The 24,031-nt window shown below is 33.4% G+C and carries 16 protein-coding genes; 10 read left to right on the forward strand and 6 right to left on the reverse strand.

The window, feature by feature from the left end; genetic code table 11:
* Positions 1-378 precede the first annotated feature (378 nt).
* From gyrB to EDB96_RS10740, 4 genes are all read left to right on the forward strand, one after another.
* On the forward strand, positions 379-2,319 hold the full coding sequence (gene gyrB, locus EDB96_RS10725) for a DNA topoisomerase (ATP-hydrolyzing) subunit B (RefSeq protein ID WP_057119070.1): 1,941 nt from the start codon (positions 379-381) through the stop codon (positions 2,317-2,319).
* A gap of 112 nt (positions 2,320-2,431) precedes the next feature.
* Complete coding sequence (gene mdh, locus EDB96_RS10730) at positions 2,432-3,367, forward strand: malate dehydrogenase (protein WP_057119067.1); 936 nt, start codon at positions 2,432-2,434, stop codon at positions 3,365-3,367.
* Between the two features lie 225 nt (positions 3,368-3,592).
* The gene (gene secDF, locus EDB96_RS10735) at positions 3,593-6,583 is read left to right on the forward strand and encodes a protein translocase subunit SecDF (protein ID WP_134140720.1); all 2,991 of its coding nucleotides are present in this window, start codon (positions 3,593-3,595) and stop codon (positions 6,581-6,583) included.
* A gap of 84 nt (positions 6,584-6,667) precedes the next feature.
* Complete coding sequence (locus tag EDB96_RS10740; RefSeq protein ID WP_134140721.1) at positions 6,668-7,282, forward strand: acyloxyacyl hydrolase; 615 nt, start codon at positions 6,668-6,670, stop codon at positions 7,280-7,282.
* A gap of 54 nt (positions 7,283-7,336) precedes the next feature.
* On the opposite strand, the gene lgt is transcribed toward EDB96_RS10740, so the two are convergent.
* The 5 genes from lgt to EDB96_RS10765 all read right to left on the reverse strand — a co-directional run bounded on the left by lgt (position 7,337) and on the right by EDB96_RS10765 (position 12,553).
* On the reverse strand, positions 7,337-8,269 hold the full coding sequence (lgt, locus tag EDB96_RS10745) for a prolipoprotein diacylglyceryl transferase (RefSeq protein WP_134140723.1): 933 nt from the start codon (positions 8,267-8,269) through the stop codon (positions 7,337-7,339).
* A 61-nt stretch (positions 8,270-8,330) separates the two neighbouring features.
* Positions 8,331-8,579 carry a membrane protein insertion efficiency factor YidD gene (gene yidD, locus EDB96_RS10750; protein ID WP_134140724.1) on the reverse strand — a complete coding sequence of 83 codons (249 nt, stop codon included), beginning with the start codon at positions 8,577-8,579 and terminating at the stop codon, positions 8,331-8,333.
* Positions 8,580-8,664: 85 nt separating this feature from the next.
* Complete coding sequence (gene cysS / locus EDB96_RS10755) at positions 8,665-10,146, reverse strand: cysteine--tRNA ligase (protein WP_134140726.1); 1,482 nt, start codon at positions 10,144-10,146, stop codon at positions 8,665-8,667.
* 335 nt (positions 10,147-10,481) lie between these two features.
* Positions 10,482-11,153 carry a GTP cyclohydrolase I FolE gene (folE, locus tag EDB96_RS10760; protein ID WP_134140727.1) on the reverse strand — a complete coding sequence of 224 codons (672 nt, stop codon included), beginning with the start codon at positions 11,151-11,153 and terminating at the stop codon, positions 10,482-10,484.
* A 203-nt stretch (positions 11,154-11,356) separates the two neighbouring features.
* Complete coding sequence (locus tag EDB96_RS10765; RefSeq protein ID WP_057119050.1) at positions 11,357-12,553, reverse strand: pyridoxal phosphate-dependent aminotransferase; 1,197 nt, start codon at positions 12,551-12,553, stop codon at positions 11,357-11,359.
* Between the two features lie 123 nt (positions 12,554-12,676).
* Here EDB96_RS10765 and EDB96_RS10770 point away from each other — a divergent pair, with 123 nt between their 5' ends.
* The 5 genes from EDB96_RS10770 (at position 12,677) to EDB96_RS10790 (ending at position 20,504) form a co-directional block, all read left to right on the forward strand.
* The gene (locus EDB96_RS10770; protein ID WP_134140728.1) at positions 12,677-14,002 is read left to right on the forward strand and encodes a PDZ domain-containing protein; all 1,326 of its coding nucleotides are present in this window, start codon (positions 12,677-12,679) and stop codon (positions 14,000-14,002) included.
* Between the two features lie 143 nt (positions 14,003-14,145).
* Positions 14,146-16,773 (forward strand): gliding motility-associated C-terminal domain-containing protein, encoded by a 2,628-nt coding sequence (locus tag EDB96_RS10775; RefSeq protein ID WP_134140730.1) that lies wholly within the window; start codon positions 14,146-14,148, stop codon positions 16,771-16,773.
* Between the two features lie 32 nt (positions 16,774-16,805).
* Positions 16,806-17,732: a type IX secretion system membrane protein PorP/SprF gene (locus EDB96_RS10780; protein WP_134140732.1), complete on the forward strand. Its 927-nt coding sequence runs from the start codon at positions 16,806-16,808 to the stop codon at positions 17,730-17,732.
* A gap of 10 nt (positions 17,733-17,742) precedes the next feature.
* A complete protein-coding gene (locus EDB96_RS10785) occupies positions 17,743-19,872 on the forward strand; it encodes an OmpA family protein (RefSeq protein ID WP_134140734.1) in 2,130 nt (709 codons plus the stop codon).
* Positions 19,873-20,018: 146 nt separating this feature from the next.
* A complete protein-coding gene (locus tag EDB96_RS10790; RefSeq protein WP_057119044.1) occupies positions 20,019-20,504 on the forward strand; it encodes a hypothetical protein in 486 nt (161 codons plus the stop codon).
* 117 nt (positions 20,505-20,621) lie between these two features.
* Here EDB96_RS10790 and EDB96_RS10795 read toward each other — a convergent pair whose 3' ends face one another.
* Positions 20,622-21,002 (reverse strand): DUF1573 domain-containing protein, encoded by a 381-nt coding sequence (locus tag EDB96_RS10795; protein ID WP_057119042.1) that lies wholly within the window; start codon positions 21,000-21,002, stop codon positions 20,622-20,624.
* A gap of 264 nt (positions 21,003-21,266) precedes the next feature.
* On the opposite strand from EDB96_RS10795, the gene EDB96_RS10800 reads away from it, so the two are divergent.
* Positions 21,267-23,900 carry a valine--tRNA ligase gene (locus EDB96_RS10800; protein ID WP_057119040.1) on the forward strand — a complete coding sequence of 878 codons (2,634 nt, stop codon included), beginning with the start codon at positions 21,267-21,269 and terminating at the stop codon, positions 23,898-23,900.
* Positions 23,901-24,031: the final 131 nt, after the last annotated feature.

Genomic DNA, 24,031 nt, shown 5'->3' on the forward strand with positions numbered 1-24,031 from the left:
TCCAAATTCCAATTTGGGATTAGCAAACAAAACCGAAATGCAATCCATTGTAGTTTCGGTTTTTTTTATTTTTTTATGTTCTATGTTTTAATTTTTGGAATTTGGAATTTCAAAATTGATTTTTTTATTTCTAATTTTTGGAATTTGGGATTTAAGAGATTGGAATTTAAAAAAGAGCCTTTTTTACGTTATTTCCATTTTTGGAATTTGGAATTAAAGAAAATTTGAATTTAAATTCATTTTTGAAGTTATTTTTAGGTTTTTCAGACAATTGTGTTAATAACTTAAGTGCTTTAAGTCGTATTTTAATGGGTATATAGCCTGCGTTTTTATATATTTGCGTGTTAGACAGTAAATACATTTATTAGAATAAATTATATGAGCGAAGAAATCAAGAAGAACAATTATTCAGCAGATAGTATTCAGGCATTAGAAGGAATGGAGCACGTAAGAATGCGTCCATCGATGTATATTGGAGATGTAGGAGTTCGAGGACTGCATCATTTAGTTTATGAGGTTGTTGATAACTCTATTGATGAGGCCATGGGAGGGCATTGTGATACCATTGGTGTTGCAATTAACGAAGATGGTTCGATTACAGTTGAAGATAATGGACGTGGTATTCCAGTTGATTTACATAAAAAAGAAGGTGTTTCGGCACTTGAAGTTGTAATGACGAAAATTGGAGCCGGTGGTAAATTCGACAAAGATTCATATAAAGTTTCTGGAGGTTTACACGGGGTAGGGGTTTCGGTTGTAAATGCCCTTTCAGTTCACATGAAATCTACTGTATTTAGAGATGGTAAGATTTATGAGCAGGAGTATGAAAGAGGAAAGTCTTTGTATCCTGTAAAACAAATTGGAGAAACAGATAAGAGAGGTACACGCCAGACTTTTTATCCAGATAACACTATTTTTACTCAGACTACTGAGTTTTCATACGATACGCTTTCAGCACGTATGCGTGAGCTTTCTTTCTTGAATAAAGGAATCACAATTACATTTACAGATAAAAGAGAAGTTGACGAAAAAGGTGAATTTAAAAGTGAAGTATTCCATTCAGACGAAGGTCTTAAAGAATATATTCGTTATTTAGATGGAAACCGTGAGCCAATTATTTCTCATGTAATCAGCATGGATCACGATAAAGGTGAAATTCCAGTTGAGGTTGCCTTGATTTACAATACAAGTTATACAGAGAATATTTTTTCTTACGTAAATAATATTAATACACACGAAGGAGGAACGCATTTGCAAGGTTTTAGAAGTGGTTTGACAAGAACACTTAAAAAATACGCAGATGCATCTGGAATGTTGGATAAATTGAAATTCGAAATTGCGGGAGATGACTTCCGTGAAGGATTAACAGCTATTATTTCGGTAAAAGTTGCAGAACCACAATTCGAAGGACAAACTAAAACTAAACTTGGAAACAGAGAAGTAGTTTCTCCAGTTTCACAGGCTGTTGGAGAAATGCTTGAGAATTATTTGGAAGAAAATCCAAATGATGCTCGCGTAATTATCCAAAAAGTAATTTTAGCGGCTCAGGCACGTCACGCAGCGAAAAAAGCTCGTGAAATGGTACAGCGTAAAACCGTTATGGGCGGCGGTGGACTTCCAGGAAAATTATCAGATTGTTCTGAGCAGGATCCTGCAAGATGTGAGGTTTACTTAGTCGAGGGAGATTCGGCTGGTGGAACAGCAAAACAAGGACGTGATCGTAACTTTCAAGCAATTCTGCCCTTACGTGGTAAGATTTTGAATGTTGAAAAAGCAATGCATCATAAAGTATTCGAAAACGAAGAGATCAGAAATATATTTACTGCTTTAGGAGTAACTGTAGGAACTGCAGAAGATAGTAAAGCCCTTAATATTGAAAAATTACGCTACCACAAAGTAATCATCATGTGTGATGCCGATGTCGATGGTAGTCACATTTCTACCTTAATATTAACGTTCTTCTTCCGTTTCATGAAAGAGCTAATCGAAGAAGGCCACGTTTACATTGCAGCGCCTCCTTTGTATTTAGTTAAGAAAGGAAACAAAAAAGAATATGCTTGGAATGATGTGCAGCGTGATCAAGCTAACGAGAGAATGGGTGGAAGCGCCGCTATTCAACGTTATAAAGGTCTTGGAGAGATGAATGCGGAGCAATTGTGGGAAACTACAATGGATCCAAACTTCAGAACATTACGTCAGGTAACCATTGATAGTTTAGCAGAAGCAGATAGAGTTTTCTCTATGTTAATGGGTGACGAAGTACCGCCTCGTAGAGAATTTATCGAGAAAAATGCAGTTTACGCAAATATCGACGCATAAAATAAAAAATTAATAATTTCAATTCGTTTAATTGTTTAAATTTACTAGACAATTAAACGAATTGTCTTTTTAAGGGATAGACAAATAATTAATAACCGATAAAGTATAAAATATGAAAGTTACCATTGTAGGAGCAGGAAATGTTGGAGCTACATGTGCTGATGTTATTTCTTATAGAGGAATTGCCAGCGAAGTAGTATTGTTGGATATTAAAGAAGGTTTTGCCGAAGGTAAAGCATTGGATATTACACAATGCGCGACAAATACTGGTTTTAATACTAAAGTATCTGGCGTTACCAACGATTATTCTAAAACTGCTGGAAGTGATGTTGTAGTTATTACATCAGGAATTCCAAGAAAACCAGGAATGACAAGAGAAGAATTAATTGGTATAAATGCAGGAATTGTTAAAACAGTTGCTGAAAATGTATTAAAATATTCTCCAGATACAATAATTGTTGTAGTTTCGAATCCGATGGATACTATGACGTATTTGGCTTTAAAAGCGACTGGTCTTCCAAAAAATAGAATTATAGGAATGGGCGGGGCTTTGGATAGTTCTCGTTTTAGAACATATCTTTCATTAGCTTTAGATAAACCTGCAAATGATATTTCAGCAATGGTAATTGGAGGGCATGGTGATACAACTATGATTCCGCTAACTCGTTTGGCATCTTATAATGGAATTCCAGTATCAGAATTTCTTTCAGAAGAAGTATTGCAAAAAGTAGCAGCAGACACTATGGTAGGAGGTGCAACTCTTACAGGTTTATTGGGAACATCTGCTTGGTACGCGCCAGGAGCTTCTGTAGCCTATTTAGTAGATAGTATTTTGAACGATCAAAAGAAAATGATTGCATGTTCTGTTTTCGTAGAAGGAGAATATGGTCAAAACGATATATGTATAGGAGTGCCATGTATAATTGGTAAAAACGGAGTAGAAGAAATTTTAGATATTAACCTAAACGATCAGGAAAAAGCATTATTTGCTAAAAGTGCAGATGCAGTTCGAAGCATGAATGATGCTCTAAAAACGATTTTAGTATAATAAAAACGGCAAAAAAGAGAAAAGGCTGCACTTTTGCAGCTTTTTTTTTGAGATTAATTAATAAATAAATTGGTTAATATTTTCGTTAATTATATATTTGCTCGGTTTAAAAAAAAATTGGTAATTCGTGATCTCGTATTTTTGTTTTAAAAAATCATGTCAGGGCTTATTTTATGGGACTTTAAAACAAAAACAAAAATAAAACATAATTAATTTTTAGTAATAATGCAGAATAAAGGACTTATTAAATTTTTCGCAATTCTATTTGCATTGGTGAGTATTTACCAACTATCATTCACTTTTGTGGCAAATGGTGTCAAAAGTGAAGCTAAAGCTTTTGCAGGAGATAATCCTGATAAGGAGCTGAAATATTTAGATTCTATTGGTAAAGAGAAAGTATTAAATCTTGGTTTTACTGATTTCACTTATAACGAAGTGAAAAACAAGCAGCTTAATAAAGGTCTTGACTTAGAAGGAGGAATCAACGTTATTCTTCAAATTTCTATTAAAGATGTTTTAAAAGGTTTAGCTAATAATTCTAAAAATCCAGTTTTTAATAAATCATTAGCTGATGCATCTGCAAATTTAGAAGGTAACAAAACATATTTAAATAAGTTTTTTGAAGCTTTTGATGCAAACTCAAAAGGAAGCGTAAAATTAGCTTCTCCAGATATTTTTGCTAACAGAAGTCTTCAAGGAGAAGGTGGTGTAGATTTTCAAATGTCTGACGCACAGGTTCAAAAAGTTATCAAAAGAAAAGTTGATGAGTCTGTAGAAAGTGCTTTTAAAGTATTAAGAGAGCGTATTGACAAATTTGGTGTAACACAGCCAAACATCCAAAAATTAGGAGAAACAGGAAGAATCTTAGTAGAGCTTCCAGGTGCTAAAGATGTTGATAGAATTAAGAAATTATTAGGTGGAAAAGCTCAATTAGAGTTCTGGGAAACTTATAAAGTTGAAGAAATTGGTAATTTCTTAGTTGCAGCTAACGAAGCTTTGAAGAAAACTGAAGTTAAGAAAACTGAAACTAAAACTGTTGCTAAAGATTCATTGAATGCTTTATTAACAGATGCTAAAGATTCTGCTGATACTAAAAAAGGAAATAATCCTTTATTTGATAAAATTGTAGGTCAAGGTGGTGGACCAGTTTTAGGTTACTTCGCACCAAAAGATACTGCTACTATCAATGCTTATTTTAAAAGACCAGAAATTAGAGTTTTATTGGCCGCTGACCAGCATTATGCAAAATTTGTTTGGAGTAAACCAACTACTATAAAAGATCAAAAAGCAAAAGATTTAGCAAGTGCTAAAGATATTGAAGTTGTTGAATTATATGCTTTAAAAGGAAACAGAGACAATAACCCAGCAATGAGCGGTGGTGTTGTTACTGATGCAAAAGATACTTTTGACCAGATGGGTAAACCTGCAGTTTCTATGCAGATGAACAGCCAAGGTGCTAAAGTTTGGGAAGAGTTAACAGGTAGAGCATTCGCTCAAAAAAGTTATATCGCTATTGTTTTAGATGATATCGTATATTCTGCTCCAGGTGTAACAAGTGGTCCTATTGCTGGAGGAAGATCTGAAATTACAGGTTCATTTGATGTTGCTGAAACTAAAGATTTAGCTAACGTTTTAAACGCAGGTAAATTACCAGCTTCTGCAGATATTATTCAATCAACTGTTGTTGGTCCATCTTTAGGGCAGGCAGCTATTGATGCAGGTACAATTTCTTCTGTATTAGGATTCTTATTAGTTTGCGTTTGGATGGTATTCTATTATGGTAAAGCTGGATGGTATGCAAACCTTGCTTTATTATTAAACTTACTTTTCTTATTCGGAATTATGGCAAGTTTTGGTTTTGTATTAACATTACCAGGTATTGCAGGTATCGTGTTAACATTAGGTACAGCGGTAGATGCTAACATTATTATATACGAAAGAGCAAAAGAGGAATTACGTGAAGGAAAATCACTTTCTGAAGCAGTTGCAGCTTCTTACGGATGGCACGGTGCAATGCGTTCTATTATTGATGCTAACGTTACTCACGTTTTAACTGGAGCTATCTTATTCATTTTTGGAACAGGTCCTATTAAAGGTTTCGCTTTAACATTATTAATTGGTATTGTAACTTCATTGTTTACATCAATCTTTATTGCTAGAATCTTTATTGATAGAAATATTGCAGGAAAAGGAGATTTAACTTTCTCTACAAATATTACTAAAAACTGGTTTACTAATTTCCATTTTGACTTTATCAAGATTAAAAAATTCACTTACATCTTCTCTTCAATTGTAGTTGTAGTAAGTTTAATTTCTATCTTCTTCGTTAACGGATTAGATGAAGGTGTGGATTTTGTTGGAGGTAGAACTTTCCAAGTTAAATTTGAAAAACCTGTAGATGCTACTGCAGTTTCAGATGAGTTATCTGCTGCTTTTGGAACTCCGGTTGAGGCTAAAATTTTAGGTGATGATGATCAATTAAAAATCACTACTAAATATAAAATTAAAGAAGATGGTGTTGCTATTGATGAAGAAGTGAACCAAAAATTATATGCTTCTTTACAGAAATATTTCCCAAATACTACTTACGATAAATTCATCAATTCATTTGATGGAAAAAGAGTAGGTGTATTACAAGCTTCTAAAGTTGGAGCTTCTATCTCTGAGGATATTAAAACTAACTCATACTGGGCAGTTCTTGGTGCGATGGCAGTTATTTTCTTATACTTAATGGTTTCTTTCCGTAAATGGCAGTATTCATTAGGTGCGATTGCGGCTGTTGCGCATGACGTGATCTTCGTATTAGGAATTTACTCTTTATGCTACAAATTCATGCCATTCCACATGGAAATGGATCAGCACTTTATCGCTGCGATTTTAACTGTAATCGGTTATTCTATGAACGATACTGTAATTGTATTTGACAGGGTGAGAGAGTTTATCATCGGAAACCGTAAAGGTAGTTTCGAAGATATCGTAAACGCTTCTATTAATACTACATTATCAAGAACGTTGAATACTTCATTAATGATGATCATTGTATTATTAACAATGTTTATTTTTGGTGGAGAATCAATTAGAGGATTTATCTTTGCTATGTTAATTGGTATTATCGTGGGTACTTATTCTTCATTATTTATCGCTACTCCAGTATTGGTTGATACGATTTCTAAAGATGAGAAGCATACAATCGAAGACAAACACAACAAAGCGTAATTAAACTTTGTTTTTAAAATAAAAAAGATCCAGTGAAAACTGGATCTTTTTTTTATGTTTGTATCTCAGATCCAAATCCTATTTATGAGTAGAAAAAGAATATTCACGGTAGTTCTTCTGTTTGCAGTACTGAATATCAATGCTCAGCAGAAAAGCAGTGACTTTAGAATAGGAATGAGTTATGGTTTCGGAAGCGAATTCAATAATACTGATTATACTTTTACCAATCATTTTTATAAAGCGCAGTTGTATTATAGACTGAAGAAAACTCGAAATTTTGAATATAATATTTTAGTACAGCCAGAAATAAATTTTGGAAAACATCAGTTATTGAATTTATACTTCGTAAAGCCGGAGACGCCAAATTTTGAACAGAAAAGAGTTGAGTATATGCAATTGAAAAACGTTCACGAATATGTTCTTAATTTGGGCTTTATGTTGAGAAAACCAATAGGAAAAGTATTCTCCTGTTACGTATTAGGAAGTATTGGACCAATGATAACAGATACAGAAACTGAGCGTATGTCTAAAGGTTTTGCGTTTGCAGATGTTTTGGCGGTTGGTTTTACGGCTGCTTATGATCAATTCCAGCTTGATATTCGTCCGAGTTTGCGACATGTATCAAATGCAGGTTTAGGAAGCTCAAATGCGGGCTATAATACAAAGAATATTGAGTTTGGTATTTCGTATCAATTATAAAAAATAAACGCCCAATATCTTAGATATTGGGCGTTTTGATATAATGTAAAATTATTATGATTCTGCAAGAGGATTTCTTTGTGCTCTAATTATGAAGAAAAGTCCAATGATTATGAATGGGATACTCAGCCATTGTCCTGTTGAAAAATAACCTAAATCTTCTTCTATACCGCCTTGGCTTTGTTTTACAAATTCAACAACAAATCGAACAACAAATAAAAGAACTAAAAACAATCCGAATAAATAACCAGATTTAAGTCTAGTATTTGTTTTCCAGTATAAGAAGTACAAAATTGCAAAGACAAAAATATAAGAGAACCCTTCGTATAATTGTGCAGGATGTCTTGCTGGAACCTGAGCTAATAAATCAGCAAATTTTGGATTTGTAGCAATTGCATTGTAGGCTTCTACAGGATCGGCAATTCCAGTTTTTTGTACAGCTTCATTTTTACTGAATTTATCATGTAAAAAACGGATCCCAAATGCAGATGTAGTTTCGTTACCAATAATTTCTGAGTTGAAGAAATTACCTAAACGAACAAAAATAGCTCCACTGGCAACAGGAATTACTATACGGTCTAAAATCCATAATAAAGGACGTTTTAGAATCTTTTTACTATAATAATACATAGCAACAATAATAGCAATTGCTGCACCATGACTCGCTAATCCTTGGAAACCTGTGAATTCGAATTTTGGTTCGAATCTAAAAGGAAGGAAGATCTCCAGTAAATGGTTTCTGAAATATTCCCAATCGTAAAAGAAAACATGTCCTAAACGTGCACCAATTAAAGTTGCAAGAACTGTCCAAACAAATAATGAATCTAATTTTTCTAGTGATTCGTTTTCTCTTTCGAAAATCTTTTTCATTAAGAACCATCCTAAAAGAAAAGCAATTACAAACATTAAGCTGTAATAACGAATCATAAAAAATCCTAAATTGATTCCTTCTGAGGGATTCCAAACAAAATTTAAGGCGTGTGTCATGTAAAATGTTTTATATATTGTAAAAATAAATATTTAATGTAAAGTACCGTTTTATAAAAGGTTAATGTTTATGATTGCATTTCTTTTCTGGTACAGGATCGTAACCGCTTCTTCCCCAAGGATGACAGCTTAAAATACGTTTTAGTCCTAAAAATCCGCCGTAGAATAATCCATGAGTCTGCAAAGCTTGGATCATGTAAGTCGAACATGTAGGTTCAAATCTGCAGGACGCCGGTGTAAACGGAGAAATTGCCGTTTGATAAAAACGAACCAAGAGTACAAATGGATATATTAGAATTTTGGATAACATTTTATCAATACTTATTGTCTAGTTTTTCCAGACTTCTATTTGTTGTCTTTAAAAGAATTTTGTTACATCCAAAGTTTTAATTTCTTTACTGAATGCTAAAAGATGTTCCTTCTTTTCCGTCTTTTAGTTGTATTCCTAAAGCAATTAATTGGTCTCTAATCTGGTCAGAAAGGGCAAAGTTTTTATCTGCTCTCGCCTGATTTCTCATTCCGATAAGCATATTAACTACTCCTTCTAATTTATCATTGTCTCCTTCAGCACTTTTTTCATCGCTAAGTCCTAAAACATCAAACACAAAAGCATTTACAGCTGTTGTAAAATCTGCTAAATCATTTGCAGAAATAGTTTCTTTTCCGTCTTTTAATAAGTTGATATAACGAACGGCTTCAAACAACTGAGCGATTAAAATGGGTGTATTGAAATCGTCATTCATTGCGTCATAGCAAAGCTGTTTCCATGCTGCAAAATCTATAGAACTTGTATTTCCTGGATTAATATTTGGTAAAGCATCAACTGCTTCCATCAATCTTTTATATCCTTTTTCTGCAGCAACAATTGCATCATCAGAAAAATCTAATATACTTCTGTAATGTGCCTGAAGCATGAAAAAACGAGTTACAGAAGCAGAAAATGGTTTGCTTAGAATGTTATTGTCTCCGCTAAGAATTTCGCCTGGTAAAATATTATTTCCAGTCGATTTAGCCATTTTCTTTCCGTTTAAAGTCAGCATATTAGCATGCATCCAGTAATTTACAGGAGATTGGCCAGTACAAGCTTCATTTTGAGCAATTTCACATTCGTGGTGAGGGAATTTTAAATCCATTCCGCCTCCGTGAATGTCAAAATGATTTCCAAGATATTTGGTACTCATAGCAGTACATTCAAGATGCCAGCCTGGAAAACCATCACTCCAAGGTGAAGGCCATCTCATGATATGTTCTGGTTCTGCTTTCTTCCAAAGTGCAAAATCCTGCGGATTTCTTTTGTCAGATTGTCCGTCAAGATCTCTCGTGTTTGCAAGCATATCATCGATATTTCTACCGCTTAGAATGCCGTAATTATTGGTTTCGTTGTATTTTACAACATCAAAATATACCGATCCGTTGGCAACATAACCAATGCCTTTATCAATAATTTTTTTGATGATTTCAATCTGCTCAATAATATGTCCCGTCGCTGTTGGCTCAATACTTGGTGGTAAAAAGTTGAAAGCTTTTAGAATGTTATGGAAATCTACAGTATAGCGCTGTACAACCTCCATTGGTTCTAATTGTTCTAAACGGGCTTTTTTTGCAATTTTATCTTCACCTTCATCAACATCGTCAACAATATGTCCTACATCGGTAATATTTCGAACATAACGCACTTTATAATCTAAGTGCAGAAAATATCTAAAGATGACATCAAAAGACATAAAAGTTCTCACATTTCCCAAGTGAACATTACTATATACTGTAGGTCCACAAACATACATTCCAACATTTCCATCATGGATTGGTTTGAAATCTTCTTTTTCACCCGAAAGTGAATTGTATATTTTTAAGGGCTGACTGCTATATAGTGGCATATTTTTTATTGTTTAATCGTTTAACCGTTAATTTGTTTAATCGTTTAAATGTTGGTTTTTTTGATTATGTAAAACGTTTAATCGTTTCTAATAACTTTTTTTATTCTTTAGAAAGATAGTATTTTTTTAAACTATTTATCTGATTGCATTTTAGTTGCAATCAAGTTTGAACTTCTATTACTTTGGTCTCTAAGAAAAAGGTTTGTTTTTAAATGAGGTTTTTGAATTAAAATTCAATTAACTGACAGATTTATCTAGCTAATCTCAATTCAAATCCTCAATTTTTCTACTTTCGCCATCAGAGTAACAAACTATTAACTAAAAACAATGAACTTTTAAAACTGTGTTTCTAATTTAATATAGTCCAAAAATTCTCTTTTCGTTTGAGGGTCTTTGAATTTTCCGCCGAATTCAGAAGTTACAGTACTGCTTTCGATATCTTTGATTCCGCGTGAATTTACACAAAGATGTTTTGCATCTATAACGCAGGCAACATCTTCGGTTCCTAAAGCTTTTTGAAGTTCTTGTACAATCTGCATTGTTAAACGCTCTTGAACCTGAGGTCTTTTAGCATAATATTCAACAATACGATTCATTTTAGAGAGACCAATAACTCTTCCGCTTGAGATATAAGCCACGTGAGCGCGTCCGATAATTGGAAGTAAATGGTGTTCGCAGGTAGAATAAACAGTAATGTTTTTTTCTACTAACATTTCACCGTATTTATAATTATTGTCAAAAGTAGAAGCTTTTGGCTGTTTTGCAGGATTAAGACCTCCAAAAATTTCTTTTACAAACATCTTTGCAACTCGATTTGGAGTTCCTTTAATGCTGTCGTCTGTCAAATCCATTCCAAGAGTTTGTAGAATGTTTTCGACATCTTTTTTTATTTTTTCTATTTTTTCTTCATCAGTTAAGTCAAAAGCATCTTCTCTTAAAGGGTTTTTGGCGTTACTGCTGAAATGACTGTCACCTATTTCGTCTAAAAAATCTTCGTTATTTATCATTAAAAACTACTATTATATTGGGTATATCTTTTTAAGGCGGTAAAGATAATTAATAAATAGGAAACCTTTTCTATGGTTTTTACGATTTAATTGTTCCTTTTTGGATATAATCTAAATTAACGATCATAATATTCTAATTTAAAACACAAAAGACAATAACGAAAGGGTTATTGTCTTTTTGAATTTTGTTTTTAAAATCTTGATTATCTGTTATTATAAACCAATAATGCTTCTTTTAAAATATTTACGGCAGTAATTAAATCTTGCTTATTCAATACATATGCAATTCTCACTTGATTTAATCCCATGCCAGGGGTTGAATAAAAACCTTTGGCAGGAGCAATCATTACAGTTTCACCGTTTAAATTATAGCTTTCTAAAAGCCATTGTGCAAAATCATCAGAATCTTTTATTGGAAGCTCAGCAATACAATAAAAAGCGCCTTTAGGTTTTGTAACAATAACTCCTTCAATTTTATTTAATTCGGCAATTAGCGTGTTGCGGCGTTCTTTGTATTCTGCAATTACTTCATCAAAATAACTTTGAGGCGTATCAATAGCAGCTTCGCAGGCAATCTGTTCAATTGTAGGCGGACTCAAACGTGCTTGAGCAAATTTCATTACCGTTGCTAAAACATCTTTGTTTTTAGTAACCAAACAGCCAATTCTTGCCCCGCACATACTGTAACGTTTAGAAACAGAATCGACCATAATTACGTTTTGCTGCACATCTTCTAAATTCATTACAGAAAAATGTACATCATCTCCGTCGTATAAAAATTCACGATACACTTCATCAGCAATTAAGTACAAGTCGTGTTTTTTAATCAAACCAGCCAATTGCTTAATTTCAGCTTCAGAATATAAATATCCAGTCGGATTTCCAGGGTTGCAAATCAGAATGGCTTTTGTTTTGGGTGTTATTAATTTTTCAACTTCGTCTATACTTGGTAAAGCAAATGCAGTTTCAATAGTAGAAACAAGTGGTACTACAGTTGCGCTCGTAGACGATGCAAATGCGTGATAATTAGCATAAAAAGGTTCTGGGATAATAATTTCATCTCCAGGATCTGTTATTGTGGCCAGCGCAAATAGTAAGGCTTCAGAACCACCAGTAGTTACAATGATGTCTTCTGTGTTAACGTTTACATTTTGGCGCTGGTAAAAATGAGCTAATTTCTTTCTATAGCTTTCATATCCGGCAGACGGACTGTATTCTATAAGAGTTAAATCAATATTTTTTACCGCCTCGATGGCCACTTCCGGTGTCTTGATATCCGGTTGACCAATGTTTAAGTGATACACCTTGTGTCCTTTTTTCTTTGCTAGATCTGCAAAAGGAGCAAGCTTACGTATCGGAGATTCGGGCATGTTTCTTCCCTTGTGTGAAATTGTAGGCATGAGTATAAATTATTGAAGTGCAAATTTGCATTTTTTTTTCGAATTTAACGTAAACAATAAGGGTACTTGCAAAAATGTAACAATAATAAATATATTTACTAATTTTATAATAAAATATTGCCAATGAAAAAATATATAGTATTGTTTTTTGGGTTATTCTTACCTTTTTTGCTTTTCGGACAAGGCGATTTTTTATTACAAAACAATGCAGCAAAGGCTACAGTCCCTTTTAAATTGATTAATAATCTTATTTTTATTCCCATTAAAGTAAACGGAGTAGAACTAAATTTTCTATTGGATTCGGGTGTTGAAGAAACTATTTTGTTCAGTATGGAAGACAAGCAGGAAGTAAGCTTTAATAATGTCGAAAAAATAAAACTTAGGGGTCTTGGAAGTGAAGAAGAAATTGAGGGTTTAAAATCAACAAAAAATATTTTAGAAACACATGGTTTAAGATCAGACGACCATATGGTTTTTATTATTTTGGATCAAAGTTTCAATTTATCTTCTCATATCGGAATCCCTGTTAACGGAATCATTGGTCATAAATTCTTTCGAAATAATGTAGTCGAAATTAATTATCAAAAAAAGAAAATTATAGTTTATGCCAGAAATAATAAATTTCAGGACAAATTGGATAAGAAATTCAAACAAATCCCGATAACTATAGAAAGATCAAAACCTTATATTCTAACTACAGCTACAGTAAATAATGTTGATATTCCGGCAAAACTTTTAATTGATATTGGAAATAGTGATGCTTTCTGGATTTTTGAGAATAATACAATCAGACTTCCAGACAAAAACTTTCCTGATTTCTTAGGAAAAGGCTTCAGCGGTGATATTGAAGGACATCGCGCTAAAATCGATAAATTTTCGATTGATGAATTTGATTTTAAAAAACCAATTGTTTCATTTCCCGATTCAGTTTCCATCCGAAATGTGAAGATGGTTCCAGGACGTATTGGTTCTGTTGGAGGAGAGGTTCTAAAACGTTTTACCGTTGTACTTGATTATAAGGAGAAAAAATTATACTTAAAGAAAAACAGCAAATTTAACGAGCCGTTTACTTATAATAAAAGTGGGATTACGGTTCAGCATAACGGCTTGCAGTGGGTACAGGAGACCGTTCATCTTGAAACTGTACAAGTGGCCTCGACCATTGATGAATTACAGGAAAAAGACAAAAATAATAACAATTTTAAATACAAATTTGCCCTTAAGCCGGTTTACGAAATAGTGAATGTGCGCAAGAACTCAGCCGCAGAAAAATGTGGTTTACGCAAAGGTGATATCATAATAAGCATAAATAATACGCAGCCATACAGATACAGTTTACAGCAGATAAACAATCTTTTAAAATCTGAAGATGATATTTGGATAAATTTAGAAATAGAAAGAAATAGTGTAGTACTCAAATTCAGATTCAAATTAGAAGATGAACTTTGAAATTGACAAAGAATAACTTAACCTTAAGTAAAATTGGTTTTTATAAAATTATTTTAAAGAAATTTTTATTTTTTGTGAAAAAATGTTTGTTAAAATTAGATTTTTGCCTAGATATTTTATTATGTTTAACAAAAATTTAATCTATGGCCAAAAACTACTTTAATTTCTTACAAATACTATTTGTTTTTACTTGTTTATTGGTTTTACCCACAAAAGTTGCTGCACAATGTGCAGGATCTGATGCACAATTAGATTTATGTACTACAATTGCAGATCCAGTAAATCAAAATATTTCTTTGTTTTCTTTATTAGGAGGAACTCCAGTGCCAGGAGGGACATGGACTGCAAATACTAACCCTCGAGGATTAGACGCAGTAAATGGAACGCTGAATGCTCAAGTTATAAGCAGTGGAGGTACTTATGTATACACTTATACTGCCCCAGTTACAGCAGGATGTACCAACAGAACCGCTAAGATCACGATAAGAATTGGCGCGTATGCTGGTGTACCAGCTCCTTATGCAACCGTGTGTAGCGACGAAAATTTTTTTAATCTCTTTACCGCTTTCAATGGTACCGTTATGGCTCCGCACACTAATGGAGTTTGGACAGACAGCAACGGACAGACTTTACCAGAATCATCTATCCCGATAACTGATAAAAAAGGAGCTTATCAATATACTTATACCGTTCCGCCTGTGCTTGCTTGTTCGACAGATTCGCCTTCTTCTACAGTAATTATAACTGTTGTTAGAGCACCAAAAGAAGGAACTCCGAGCGACTTATTAATTTGTGCTGATACGGAGATTTCAAATTATACAGACTTAGATTTAAATACTAGACTTTCTGGTCAAGACGGTGGCGGTGAATGGAGCGGTCCTGGAATTACTTCTCCAACAGATCATAATGTGAATTTAGAGGATTTATACAATGCACGCGGACCAGGAGAATATCAGTTTAACTATACTGTTTATGCTACTCCAAATAATAAAGTTTGCCCAGATAAAACTGCAGCTGTTAAGGTAACGATAGAAAAAAGACTTGATTTTACAGGAGCAAAAGTTGATGTCGTTAAAGATATATGTGAACCAGAAATTCCAACAGCGGTTTACTCTGCAACATTGACACAAGGGGCTCACCCTATTCCAAACGGACAATACGAAGTAACCTTTAATGTATCTGGACCAAACGGAGGAAGTCAAACGATTACTTCTAGTTTTGTGAATGGAGTTCTTAATTTTCCAGTTTCGTCTTCTTACTTTAGACAAGTAGGTAAATTTACGCTGACTATTACCAATATTGTAGCAACTACAAGTAAAAGAGCCTGTGTAAATATTGTCAATAATTTATCTGATGTTCTTGAAGTTCATCCAATTCCACGCTTAGATGGTGCAGTGTTAACGCTTGATCCAACATGCCAAAATAAAGATGCTTTGGCTTATTTAAAAAATGCAGCTTTACTGCCAGATGGCAATTATAATATTGTATACAATGTTACAGGAGATAATTTTGCATTAGGGCAGACACGGAATATAACAGTATCTGGGGGAGAAGGAAATTTTGTAATTCCAGGAAACTTAAATAGAAACAGCGGCGCTTCATCTATAGTAATAACTAATATAACCAATACCGTTACTACTTGTACCAATACAGCAAATGTAAGAGGGAATTTAATTATAAATCCGCTTCCAAATGCTGCGACAGTTAGTGTAGCAGTAAGCGATCATTGTTTAAATGATCCCGTTTCAGCAACAATTTCAGGATTAGGAAATCTAACTAATATTACAATTAATTATATGCTTCTTGGAGATAATATTGCTTCAGAAACAATTACTTTGACGGCTGTTAACGGAAAAGCAGAATTTCAGATTCCTGCAGGTTTACTTTTAAATACAGGTTCAACAATTATTTCATTAACAAATTTAAAGAACGATATTACCGGTTGTGATATTAATTTAACTAATGTTTTAGACAGTTTTATTATCAACCCAATACCAGTTCCGCCAACAGTTAATCCTCAATTTTTTTGTAAAGTTGATGAAGCTGCAGTTGCTAATTTAGTTCCCAACGGAAATCAATATAAATGGTACAATTCAGCAACATCAACCACGCCATTGGCAGGTACTTTGATTTTAGAATCTGGTAATTATTATGTAAGAGAAACTTCGCTCGCGGGATGTACTTCTGAAGCTGCCGTAGTTATAGTTACCATAAACGATTCACCATCTCCCGTATTAAATTCAGATGGGCAAAACTTCTGCGGATTAAATAATCCAACGATTGCAGATTTATCCAATAATACCAATGTTCCTTCAAGTGTGGTTTGGTATGATGCTCCGAATAATGGAAATTTATTATCTAGTACAACTCATCTGATTGAACAAGGCAGATATTATGGATTTAATTTTCCAAGTACAGACTGTTTCTCTTCAGAATATATCGAAGTCACTGTTACATTAACAGGATGTGATAATGTGCCAAATGACTTTTTTGTTCCCGATGGATTTTCTCCAAACGGGGATGGTACAAACGATTCATTTGTGATAAAAGATATTGAATTCTTATACCCAAATTACACACTTGAAATTTATAATAGATACGGAAACGGAATGTATAAAGGAGATAAAAATAAACCTGCTTGGGACGGAATGAACTATGAAAAGAGTGGTATCGCCGGCGGAGTTGCACCCAACGGAGTTTATTTTTATGTGCTTCATTTTAATAAAGATAATAAACCGCCGCAGCAAGGCCGTCTTTATTTAAATCGATAAATCTCTTTTTATATTTCTAATATAATTTTCAAATGAAAAAAATACTACTCTTTATAAATTTCCTTTTCTACTTATCAGTTTCTGCACAGCAGGATCCAGAATATACACATTACATGTACAATATGAGTGTCGTAAATCCCGCGTATGCAACAGGAGTTCCCGCAATGATGAATTTTGGCGGACTATATAGAACACAATGGGTTGGTGCAGTTGGAGCTCCAAAAACATTTACATTTTTCGGGCACACTGCCATTACAGATAAAGTAGAAGCAGGAATCTCGTTCATCTCAGATGATATTGGAGATGGTGCCAAAAAAGAAAATAATGTCTACGCCGATTTTGCTTATGTCTTAAAACTAGGCGGACAAAATAAACTTTCACTAGGTTTAAAAGCTGGATTTTCATCTATGCAAAGCAATTTTAATGGTTTTCGTTTCACAGACCCGCAAACTGATTTTGCTTTTTCAGAAAACATAAATGCCACTAAACCCAATATTGGAGTTGGAGCTTACTATTTTAGAGACAATTTGTATGTTGGATTATCTGTTCCTAATTTGCTAAAATCTAAATATATCGAAGAAAAATCAGGAGTAAATGCTTTTGGTTCTGAAGAAATACACACTTTTTTAACGGCAGGTTATGTTTTTCAGCTCAATGATGTGTTGAAATTAAAACCGGCATTTATGTCCAAATTTGTAAAAGGTTCACCAATAACTTTAGATGTTACAGCAAATGTTTTGTACAACGAAAAGTTTGAATTTGGTGCAGCTTATAGAATTGACGATTCGGTAAGTGCACTGTTCAATATAAATGTTACACCAACACTAAGAGTGGGTTATGCTTACGATTATACACTTACGAACTTCGGTCAGTTTAATTCAGGAACGCACGAAATTATGCTGTTATTCGATTTAGATTTACTAGGAAAAGGATTTGATAAATCACCAAGATTCTTTTAAAATGAAAAATATGAAAAAACTACTCGTTATTATATTCGTATTTTCAATACAGTTTATAAATGCCCAAGATCAGGAATTAGCTCGTGCAAAACGATTTTTTGATAAAACGTATTACAGCGAAGCAATTGTTTTATACCAAAAATTAGCTGACGAAAAACCTTCGCAAGAAGTAATAAAAAATCTAGCCGATTCTTATTTCTATACCAACGACTTGGTAAAAGCACAGCGCTATTATCGTCTACTAATTAATAATTATGGTAATAATTTAGATAGAGCTTATTATTTTAGATATGCGCAAACTCTAAAAGCAACCAATAGTGCTGATGATGCCAATGCAGCCTTAAAAGAATATTATTCTAAATCTACTAATGCAGAAGACATTATTAATTTCGAAAAAGAGCTTAAAACATTAGAAAATGTTACCGCAATAGGAAAGCGTTTCGAGATTAAAAACTTGCCCATAAATACTCCCAACTCTGAATTTGGAGCCGTAAAATATAAAGAGAATCTTGTTTTTGCAGGAGTTAAATTAAAGCCGGGCTGGTTTGATAAAAAATACAAATGGGACAATGAAACCTATTTGAATTTAGTTACCATTCCGTTAAAAAATATTAATGCGTCGGATTCTATTGTACACTATTTTGCTAAAGAATTAAAAACAGGAATGCACGAATCAAATGCTGTTTTTACCAAAGATGGTAAAACAATGTATTTTACCCGAAACAATTCTAAAAACGGAAAGAAAAAGAAAGACGACAAAAAAATCTCTAATCTTCAGATTTTTAAAGCTGAATTAGTGAACGGGAAATGGACCAATATTACATCGCTTCCGTTCAATAGTCCGAACTATTCTGTTGAACATCCAGCTTTAAGTGCCGACGAAAAAGTATTGTATTTTGCTTCTGATATGCCGGGTTCTCTTGGTTCGTTTGATATTTATGCTGTAAATGTAAATAAAGGAGCATTCGATAATCCAAAGAATTTAGGTTCATTAGTAAATACAGATAAAAGAGAACAATTTCCTTTTGCATCTGCAGATAATAAACTTTATTTTTCTTCAGATGGACATTTAGGTTACGGATCTTTAGATGTTTTTGTTTCTGAAATAAATGGAAATGAATATTCAAAACCAGTTAATATTGGTTTGCCGTTAAATTCAAATCTAGATGATTTTGCATTTAATATTGATTCCAATACCAAAGAAGGCTTTTTTGCATCGAATAGAGAAGGAGGAAAGGGAAGTGACGATATTTATCAATTCAAAGAAATTAAAGATTTAATTGTAGAAGATTGTAAACAATTTATCACAGGAATAATTACAGATGTTGATACGAAATTGGCTTTAGAAAATGCAACGGTAATTTTACAAGATGCAGAGAATAAAACTTTAAATACAATAACAACTGCAGCCGATGGAAAATTCAGTTTTACAGTGGCCTGCGAAGCTTCTTATAAAGTTTCGGCTTTTAAGGAGAAGTATACTAATGAGTCTAAATCGTTGACTTTAGGAAAAACTAGAGATGCTGTAAGCGATGCATCTTTAGCATTAAAATCTTTAGAAGCCATTAAGCAGGAAGAAAAACAAATTGCAGAAAACAAGAGAAAGCAGGAAATCATTATCGAAGAAGAAAACAAGAAAAAAGCTGAACTTGCTGCAATAGAATTAAAACAAAAAGAGAAAAAAGCCAAAGAAGCTGCAATAGCTGCGGCAGAAGTTAAAAAACAGGAAAAAGTAAAAGAAATTTTAGCGACAGAAAAAGATGTTGTAAGAGATAAAGACCGATTAATCATCAAAACCGATCCGATTTATTTTGATTACAATATGTGGTACATTCGTAAAGAATCAAAAGTTGTTTTAGGGCGAGTTGTCGATTTAATGAATAAATATCCAGGAATGGTAATCGAGATTGGATCACATACAGACTCTCGCGGAAATGCAAAATTCAATGAAGATCTATCTCAAAAAAGAGCCAATTCTACACGAGAATTTATAATTCAATCTGGAATTGATGCCAAGAGAGTTTCTGCAAAAGGGTACGGAGAATCTGTGCCAATTATAAAATGTAAAACCGATGAATCTTGTTCTGAAGAAGAACACGAATTAAACAGAAGGTCTGAATTTGTAATTAAGAATTTGTAAGCATTTTATAAACAAATCATCCAGCCCGACAGGTTTTTTAACCCTGTCGGGTTTTTGTTTTTTACAGAAAATTTTGCAAAATACTTTCTGTTGATTTCTTTTTTATTTAATTTTATAGAATAACCTCGAAACAAAATATTTAAAATATGAAAAACCTAATTTTGCCTTGTATGCTTGTAATCTGTATTGGATTACAAAGTTGTAAAAATGAAGAAAAACAAAAAGAAGCCGAAGCAGCAAAAGCTGATGGAGAAAAGATTGTAAGTACTGAATGCTATAGAGCGATATACGAAAAGGATACAGTCGATTTAAAATTAAATAATTTAAAAAACGGAAAAGTATCGGGTAACATGATAATGAAGGTTGCGCCTGTGACAGTAAGAACCGGTGAAGTTGCAGGAGAATTTCACGGAGATACTTTGTTTATAGATTATACTTTTAAAGAAGCAGCCACTAAGGACAAAATTTTCAAAAATCCAATGGCACTTTTAAAACGTGACAAACAACTTATTTTAGGAAACGGAACAATGCAGACTACGATGGGTGTTACCTATTTAGTAAAAGACAAACCAATCGATTTTGAACGTGTAAAATATAAATTTGATAGTGCAGAATGTGCTGAGAAAAAATAATATCAAAGTAATTACACAATTTTGTCATTTCTCCTTCTTCGAAATGACAAGATTTATAATAAAAAAAAAGCCGTTTCTTTAAATAGAAACGGCTTTTGTTATTTATAAGATTAAATTTTATAAAACTTCACCTTTAATTTTAAGGGCGACTCTTCCGTCAGGATAATTTACTGCATTTGTTTCAACAGTAATTGTTTTACGAATTGGTCCAGAAGCCATGTTGTATTTTACATCGATTTTTCCTTTTTTACCTGGCATAATTGCTGCCGAAGGTTTTGTTACTATAATTGAACTTACTGTTGATTCTGCACCAGTAATTAATAAAGGAGCATCTCCTGTATTTGTAAATTCAAAAGAGCGAAGCCCATTATCACCTTTAGAAATTTTTCCATAATCAATTGTATTGTCAGGGGCTGCAAATTCAATTTTTGGGCCGTTTTGTGCATAACTTATTGCACTAAACAATAAAACTGCAATAAAAGTGGCTGCATTTTTCATATGAAATTAGTTTTTAATTGTAAGTAAATATACATTCTTTTAATTAACACACAAATTATTATTTCTCTTTTTATAGTGTACTTAATTATTTACTTTTGCTCTCAGTTATAATTACAAAAATTGAACCAATTTTGGTGTTTAATTGTTTAATCGTTAATTCGTTTAATCGAATGAGGATTAATAATTGATCCGAAGACCAATTAACAATTAAACAGTTAGCCAAATAAACGATTAAACAGTTAAACGAATAAACAACCTATATAAATGACAATTCCAGCACAATTTGACGCTAAGACGATCGAGAACAAATGGTATGATTACTGGATGAAAAATAACTATTTTCATTCTGAGCCAGATCATAGAACACCTTATACAATTGTAATTCCGCCGCCAAACGTCACTGGAGTCCTTCACATGGGACATATGCTGAACAATACAATTCAGGATGTATTAATTCGTAGAGCACGACTTAAAGGTTTCAATGCCTGCTGGGTTCCAGGAACGGATCACGCATCTATTGCAACTGAAGCAAAAGTTGTAGCTAAATTAAAAGCAGAAGGAATCAATAAAAATGATTTAACACGTGAAGAATTCCTAAAACATGCTTGGGAATGGACAGATAAATACGGCGGAACAATTTTGGAGCAGCTTAAAAAATTAGGTGCCTCATGCGATTGGGAACGTACTAAGTTTACGATGGATCCAGATATGTCTGCATCTGTAATTAAATCGTTTGTAGATTTATACAACAAAGGTTTGATCTACAGAGGTTACCGAATGGTGAACTGGGATCCAGAAGCTAAAACAACTTTGTCAGACGAAGAAGTTATTTACGAAGAACAACAAGGAAAATTATTTTTCTTAAAATATAAAATTGAAGGTTCAGAAGATTTCTTGACGATTGCAACAACACGTCCAGAGACTATCTTCGGAGATACTGCAATTTGCATCAACCCGAACGATGAGCGTTTTACACATTTAAAAGGTAAAAAAGCAATCGTTCCAATTTGTGGCAGAGTAATTCCGATTATTGAAGACGAATATGTAGATGTAGAATTCGGAACAGGATGTTTAAAAGTAACGCCTGCTCACGATATGAATGACAAAACGCTGGGTGAAAAACACAATCTAGAAATCGTTGATATTTTTAATGAAGATGCGACATTAAATAGTTTCGGATTGCATTATCAAGGAAAAGATCGTTTTGTGGTTCGTACTGAAATTGCAAAAGAATTAGAAGAAATTGGAGCTTTAGCAAAAACAGAAATCCACTTGAATAAAGTAGGAACTTCTGAAAGAACAAAAGCGGTAATCGAACCAAGATTATCAGACCAATGGTTCTTGAAAATGGAAGAATTGGTAAAACCGGCAATTAAGTCAGTTTTAGAAACGGGAGATATTAAATTACATCCAAAACGTTTCGAAAATACTTATGCGCACTGGTTAAACAATATTCGCGATTGGAACATTTCTCGTCAGTTATGGTGGGGACAACAAATCCCAGCTTATTATTACGGAGACGGAAAAGAAGATTTTGTAGTGGCTGAAAATATCGAAGATGCTTTAGCTTTAGCAAAAGAAAAAACATCTAACAACTCACTTACAACAGCTGACTTAAAACAAGATGTTGATGCTCTAGATACTTGGTTTTCATCTTGGTTGTGGCCAATGTCAGTTTTTGGAGGAATCATGGATCCAGAAAGTCCAGATTTCAAATATTACTATCCAACAAATGACTTGGTAACAGGTCCAGATATTTTATTTTTCTGGGTTGCGAGAATGATTATCGCAGGTTACGAATATGCAGGCGAAAAACCATTTACAAACGTATATTTAACTGGTTTAGTTCGTGACAAACAACGTCGTAAAATGTCTAAATCTTTAGGAAATTCCCCTGATCCTTTAGACTTGATCGATAAATTCGGAGCTGACGGTGTTCGTGTAGGGTTGCTTTTAAGCGCTTCTGCAGGAAACGACATTATGTTTGATGAAGAATTATGTAATCAAGGAAAAGCATTCTCAAACAAGATTTGGAATGCCTTCAAACTGATTAAAGGATGGGAAGTTTCAGAAACTATCGCTCAGCCTGAATCATCAAAAGTGGCAATCGAATGGTACGAAGCGAAATTACAGCAGACTTTAGTTGACATTGAAGATAACTTTGAGAAATACAGAATTTCAGATTCATTAATGGCAATTTATAAATTGGTTTGGGATGATTTCTGTTCTTGGTTTTTAGAGATGATCAAACCGGCGTATCAACAGCCAATTGATAAAGCAACGTTTGACAAAGCAATTGAAATGTTAGAAAGCAACTTGAAGTTGTTACATCCTTTCATGCCTTTCTTAACAGAGGAAATTTGGCAGTTTATTGCAGAGAGAACTCCAGAAGAAGCTTTAATTGTTTCGACTTGGCCAGAATTAAAACCATTCAATGCAGATTTAATTACTGATTTTGATAATATTACAGAAGTAATTTCTGGAATTAGAACGATCAGAAAAGATAAAAATATTCCGTTTAAAGATGCAATCGAATTAAAAGCAATTAACAGCGAGAACCTGACAACGCATTTTGATTCAATTGTGACGAAATTAGGAAACGTTTCTGCTTTCGAATATGTTACTGCAAAAGTTGACGGGGCATTATCTTTCCGTGTAAAATCAAACGAATATTTCATCCCGATTTCAGGAAATATTGATGTTGAAGCAGAAATTGCAAAACTAACTGCAGAGTTGGTTTACACGCAAGGTTTCTTAAAATCGGTTCAGGCAAAATTATCAAACGAAAAATTTGTTGCCGGAGCGCCAGAGAAAGTTTTAGCAAATGAAAAACAAAAAGAAGCAGATGCTTTAGCAAAAATTGCTACAATCGAGCAAAGTATTGCTGGTTTGAAATAATAAATGGCTATCCTAACAGGTTTCTAAAACCTGTTAGGTATAAAGATAAAAACCCGATAAATTTTTAAAATTTGTCGGGTTTTTTATTTGTAATAAATGTATTACTTTTTCGTTTGATAAATAGTTTATGA

Origin of the sequence: Flavobacterium sp. S87F.05.LMB.W.Kidney.N, assembly GCF_004366435.1 — a bacterium.
In the GTDB taxonomy this organism is placed as follows: domain Bacteria; phylum Bacteroidota; class Bacteroidia; order Flavobacteriales; family Flavobacteriaceae; genus Flavobacterium.

Excerpts from the sequence above, each read along its gene's own strand:
- cysS (WP_134140726.1), bottom strand. The coding sequence starts at position 10,146 with ATGCCACTATATAGCAGTCAGCCCTTAAAAATATACAATTCACTTTCG.
- EDB96_RS10790 (WP_057119044.1), top strand. The coding sequence starts at position 20,019 with ATGAAAAACCTAATTTTGCCTTGTATGCTTGTAATCTGTATTGGATTA.
- EDB96_RS10775 (WP_134140730.1), top strand. The coding sequence starts at position 14,146 with ATGGCCAAAAACTACTTTAATTTCTTACAAATACTATTTGTTTTTACT.
- secDF (WP_134140720.1), top strand. The coding sequence starts at position 3,593 with ATGCAGAATAAAGGACTTATTAAATTTTTCGCAATTCTATTTGCATTG.
- lgt (WP_134140723.1), bottom strand. The coding sequence starts at position 8,269 with ATGACACACGCCTTAAATTTTGTTTGGAATCCCTCAGAAGGAATCAAT.
- EDB96_RS10785 (WP_134140734.1), top strand. The coding sequence starts at position 17,743 with ATGAAAAAACTACTCGTTATTATATTCGTATTTTCAATACAGTTTATA.
- folE (WP_134140727.1), bottom strand. The coding sequence starts at position 11,153 with ATGATAAATAACGAAGATTTTTTAGACGAAATAGGTGACAGTCATTTC.
- EDB96_RS10795 (WP_057119042.1), bottom strand. The coding sequence starts at position 21,002 with ATGAAAAATGCAGCCACTTTTATTGCAGTTTTATTGTTTAGTGCAATA.
- EDB96_RS10780 (WP_134140732.1), top strand. The coding sequence starts at position 16,806 with ATGAAAAAAATACTACTCTTTATAAATTTCCTTTTCTACTTATCAGTT.
- EDB96_RS10740 (WP_134140721.1), top strand. The coding sequence starts at position 6,668 with ATGAGTAGAAAAAGAATATTCACGGTAGTTCTTCTGTTTGCAGTACTG.
- mdh (WP_057119067.1), top strand. The coding sequence starts at position 2,432 with ATGAAAGTTACCATTGTAGGAGCAGGAAATGTTGGAGCTACATGTGCT.
- yidD (WP_134140724.1), bottom strand. The coding sequence starts at position 8,579 with ATGTTATCCAAAATTCTAATATATCCATTTGTACTCTTGGTTCGTTTT.
- EDB96_RS10765 (WP_057119050.1), bottom strand. The coding sequence starts at position 12,553 with ATGCCTACAATTTCACACAAGGGAAGAAACATGCCCGAATCTCCGATA.
- gyrB (WP_057119070.1), top strand. The coding sequence starts at position 379 with ATGAGCGAAGAAATCAAGAAGAACAATTATTCAGCAGATAGTATTCAG.
- EDB96_RS10800 (WP_057119040.1), top strand. The coding sequence starts at position 21,267 with ATGACAATTCCAGCACAATTTGACGCTAAGACGATCGAGAACAAATGG.
- EDB96_RS10770 (WP_134140728.1), top strand. The coding sequence starts at position 12,677 with ATGAAAAAATATATAGTATTGTTTTTTGGGTTATTCTTACCTTTTTTG.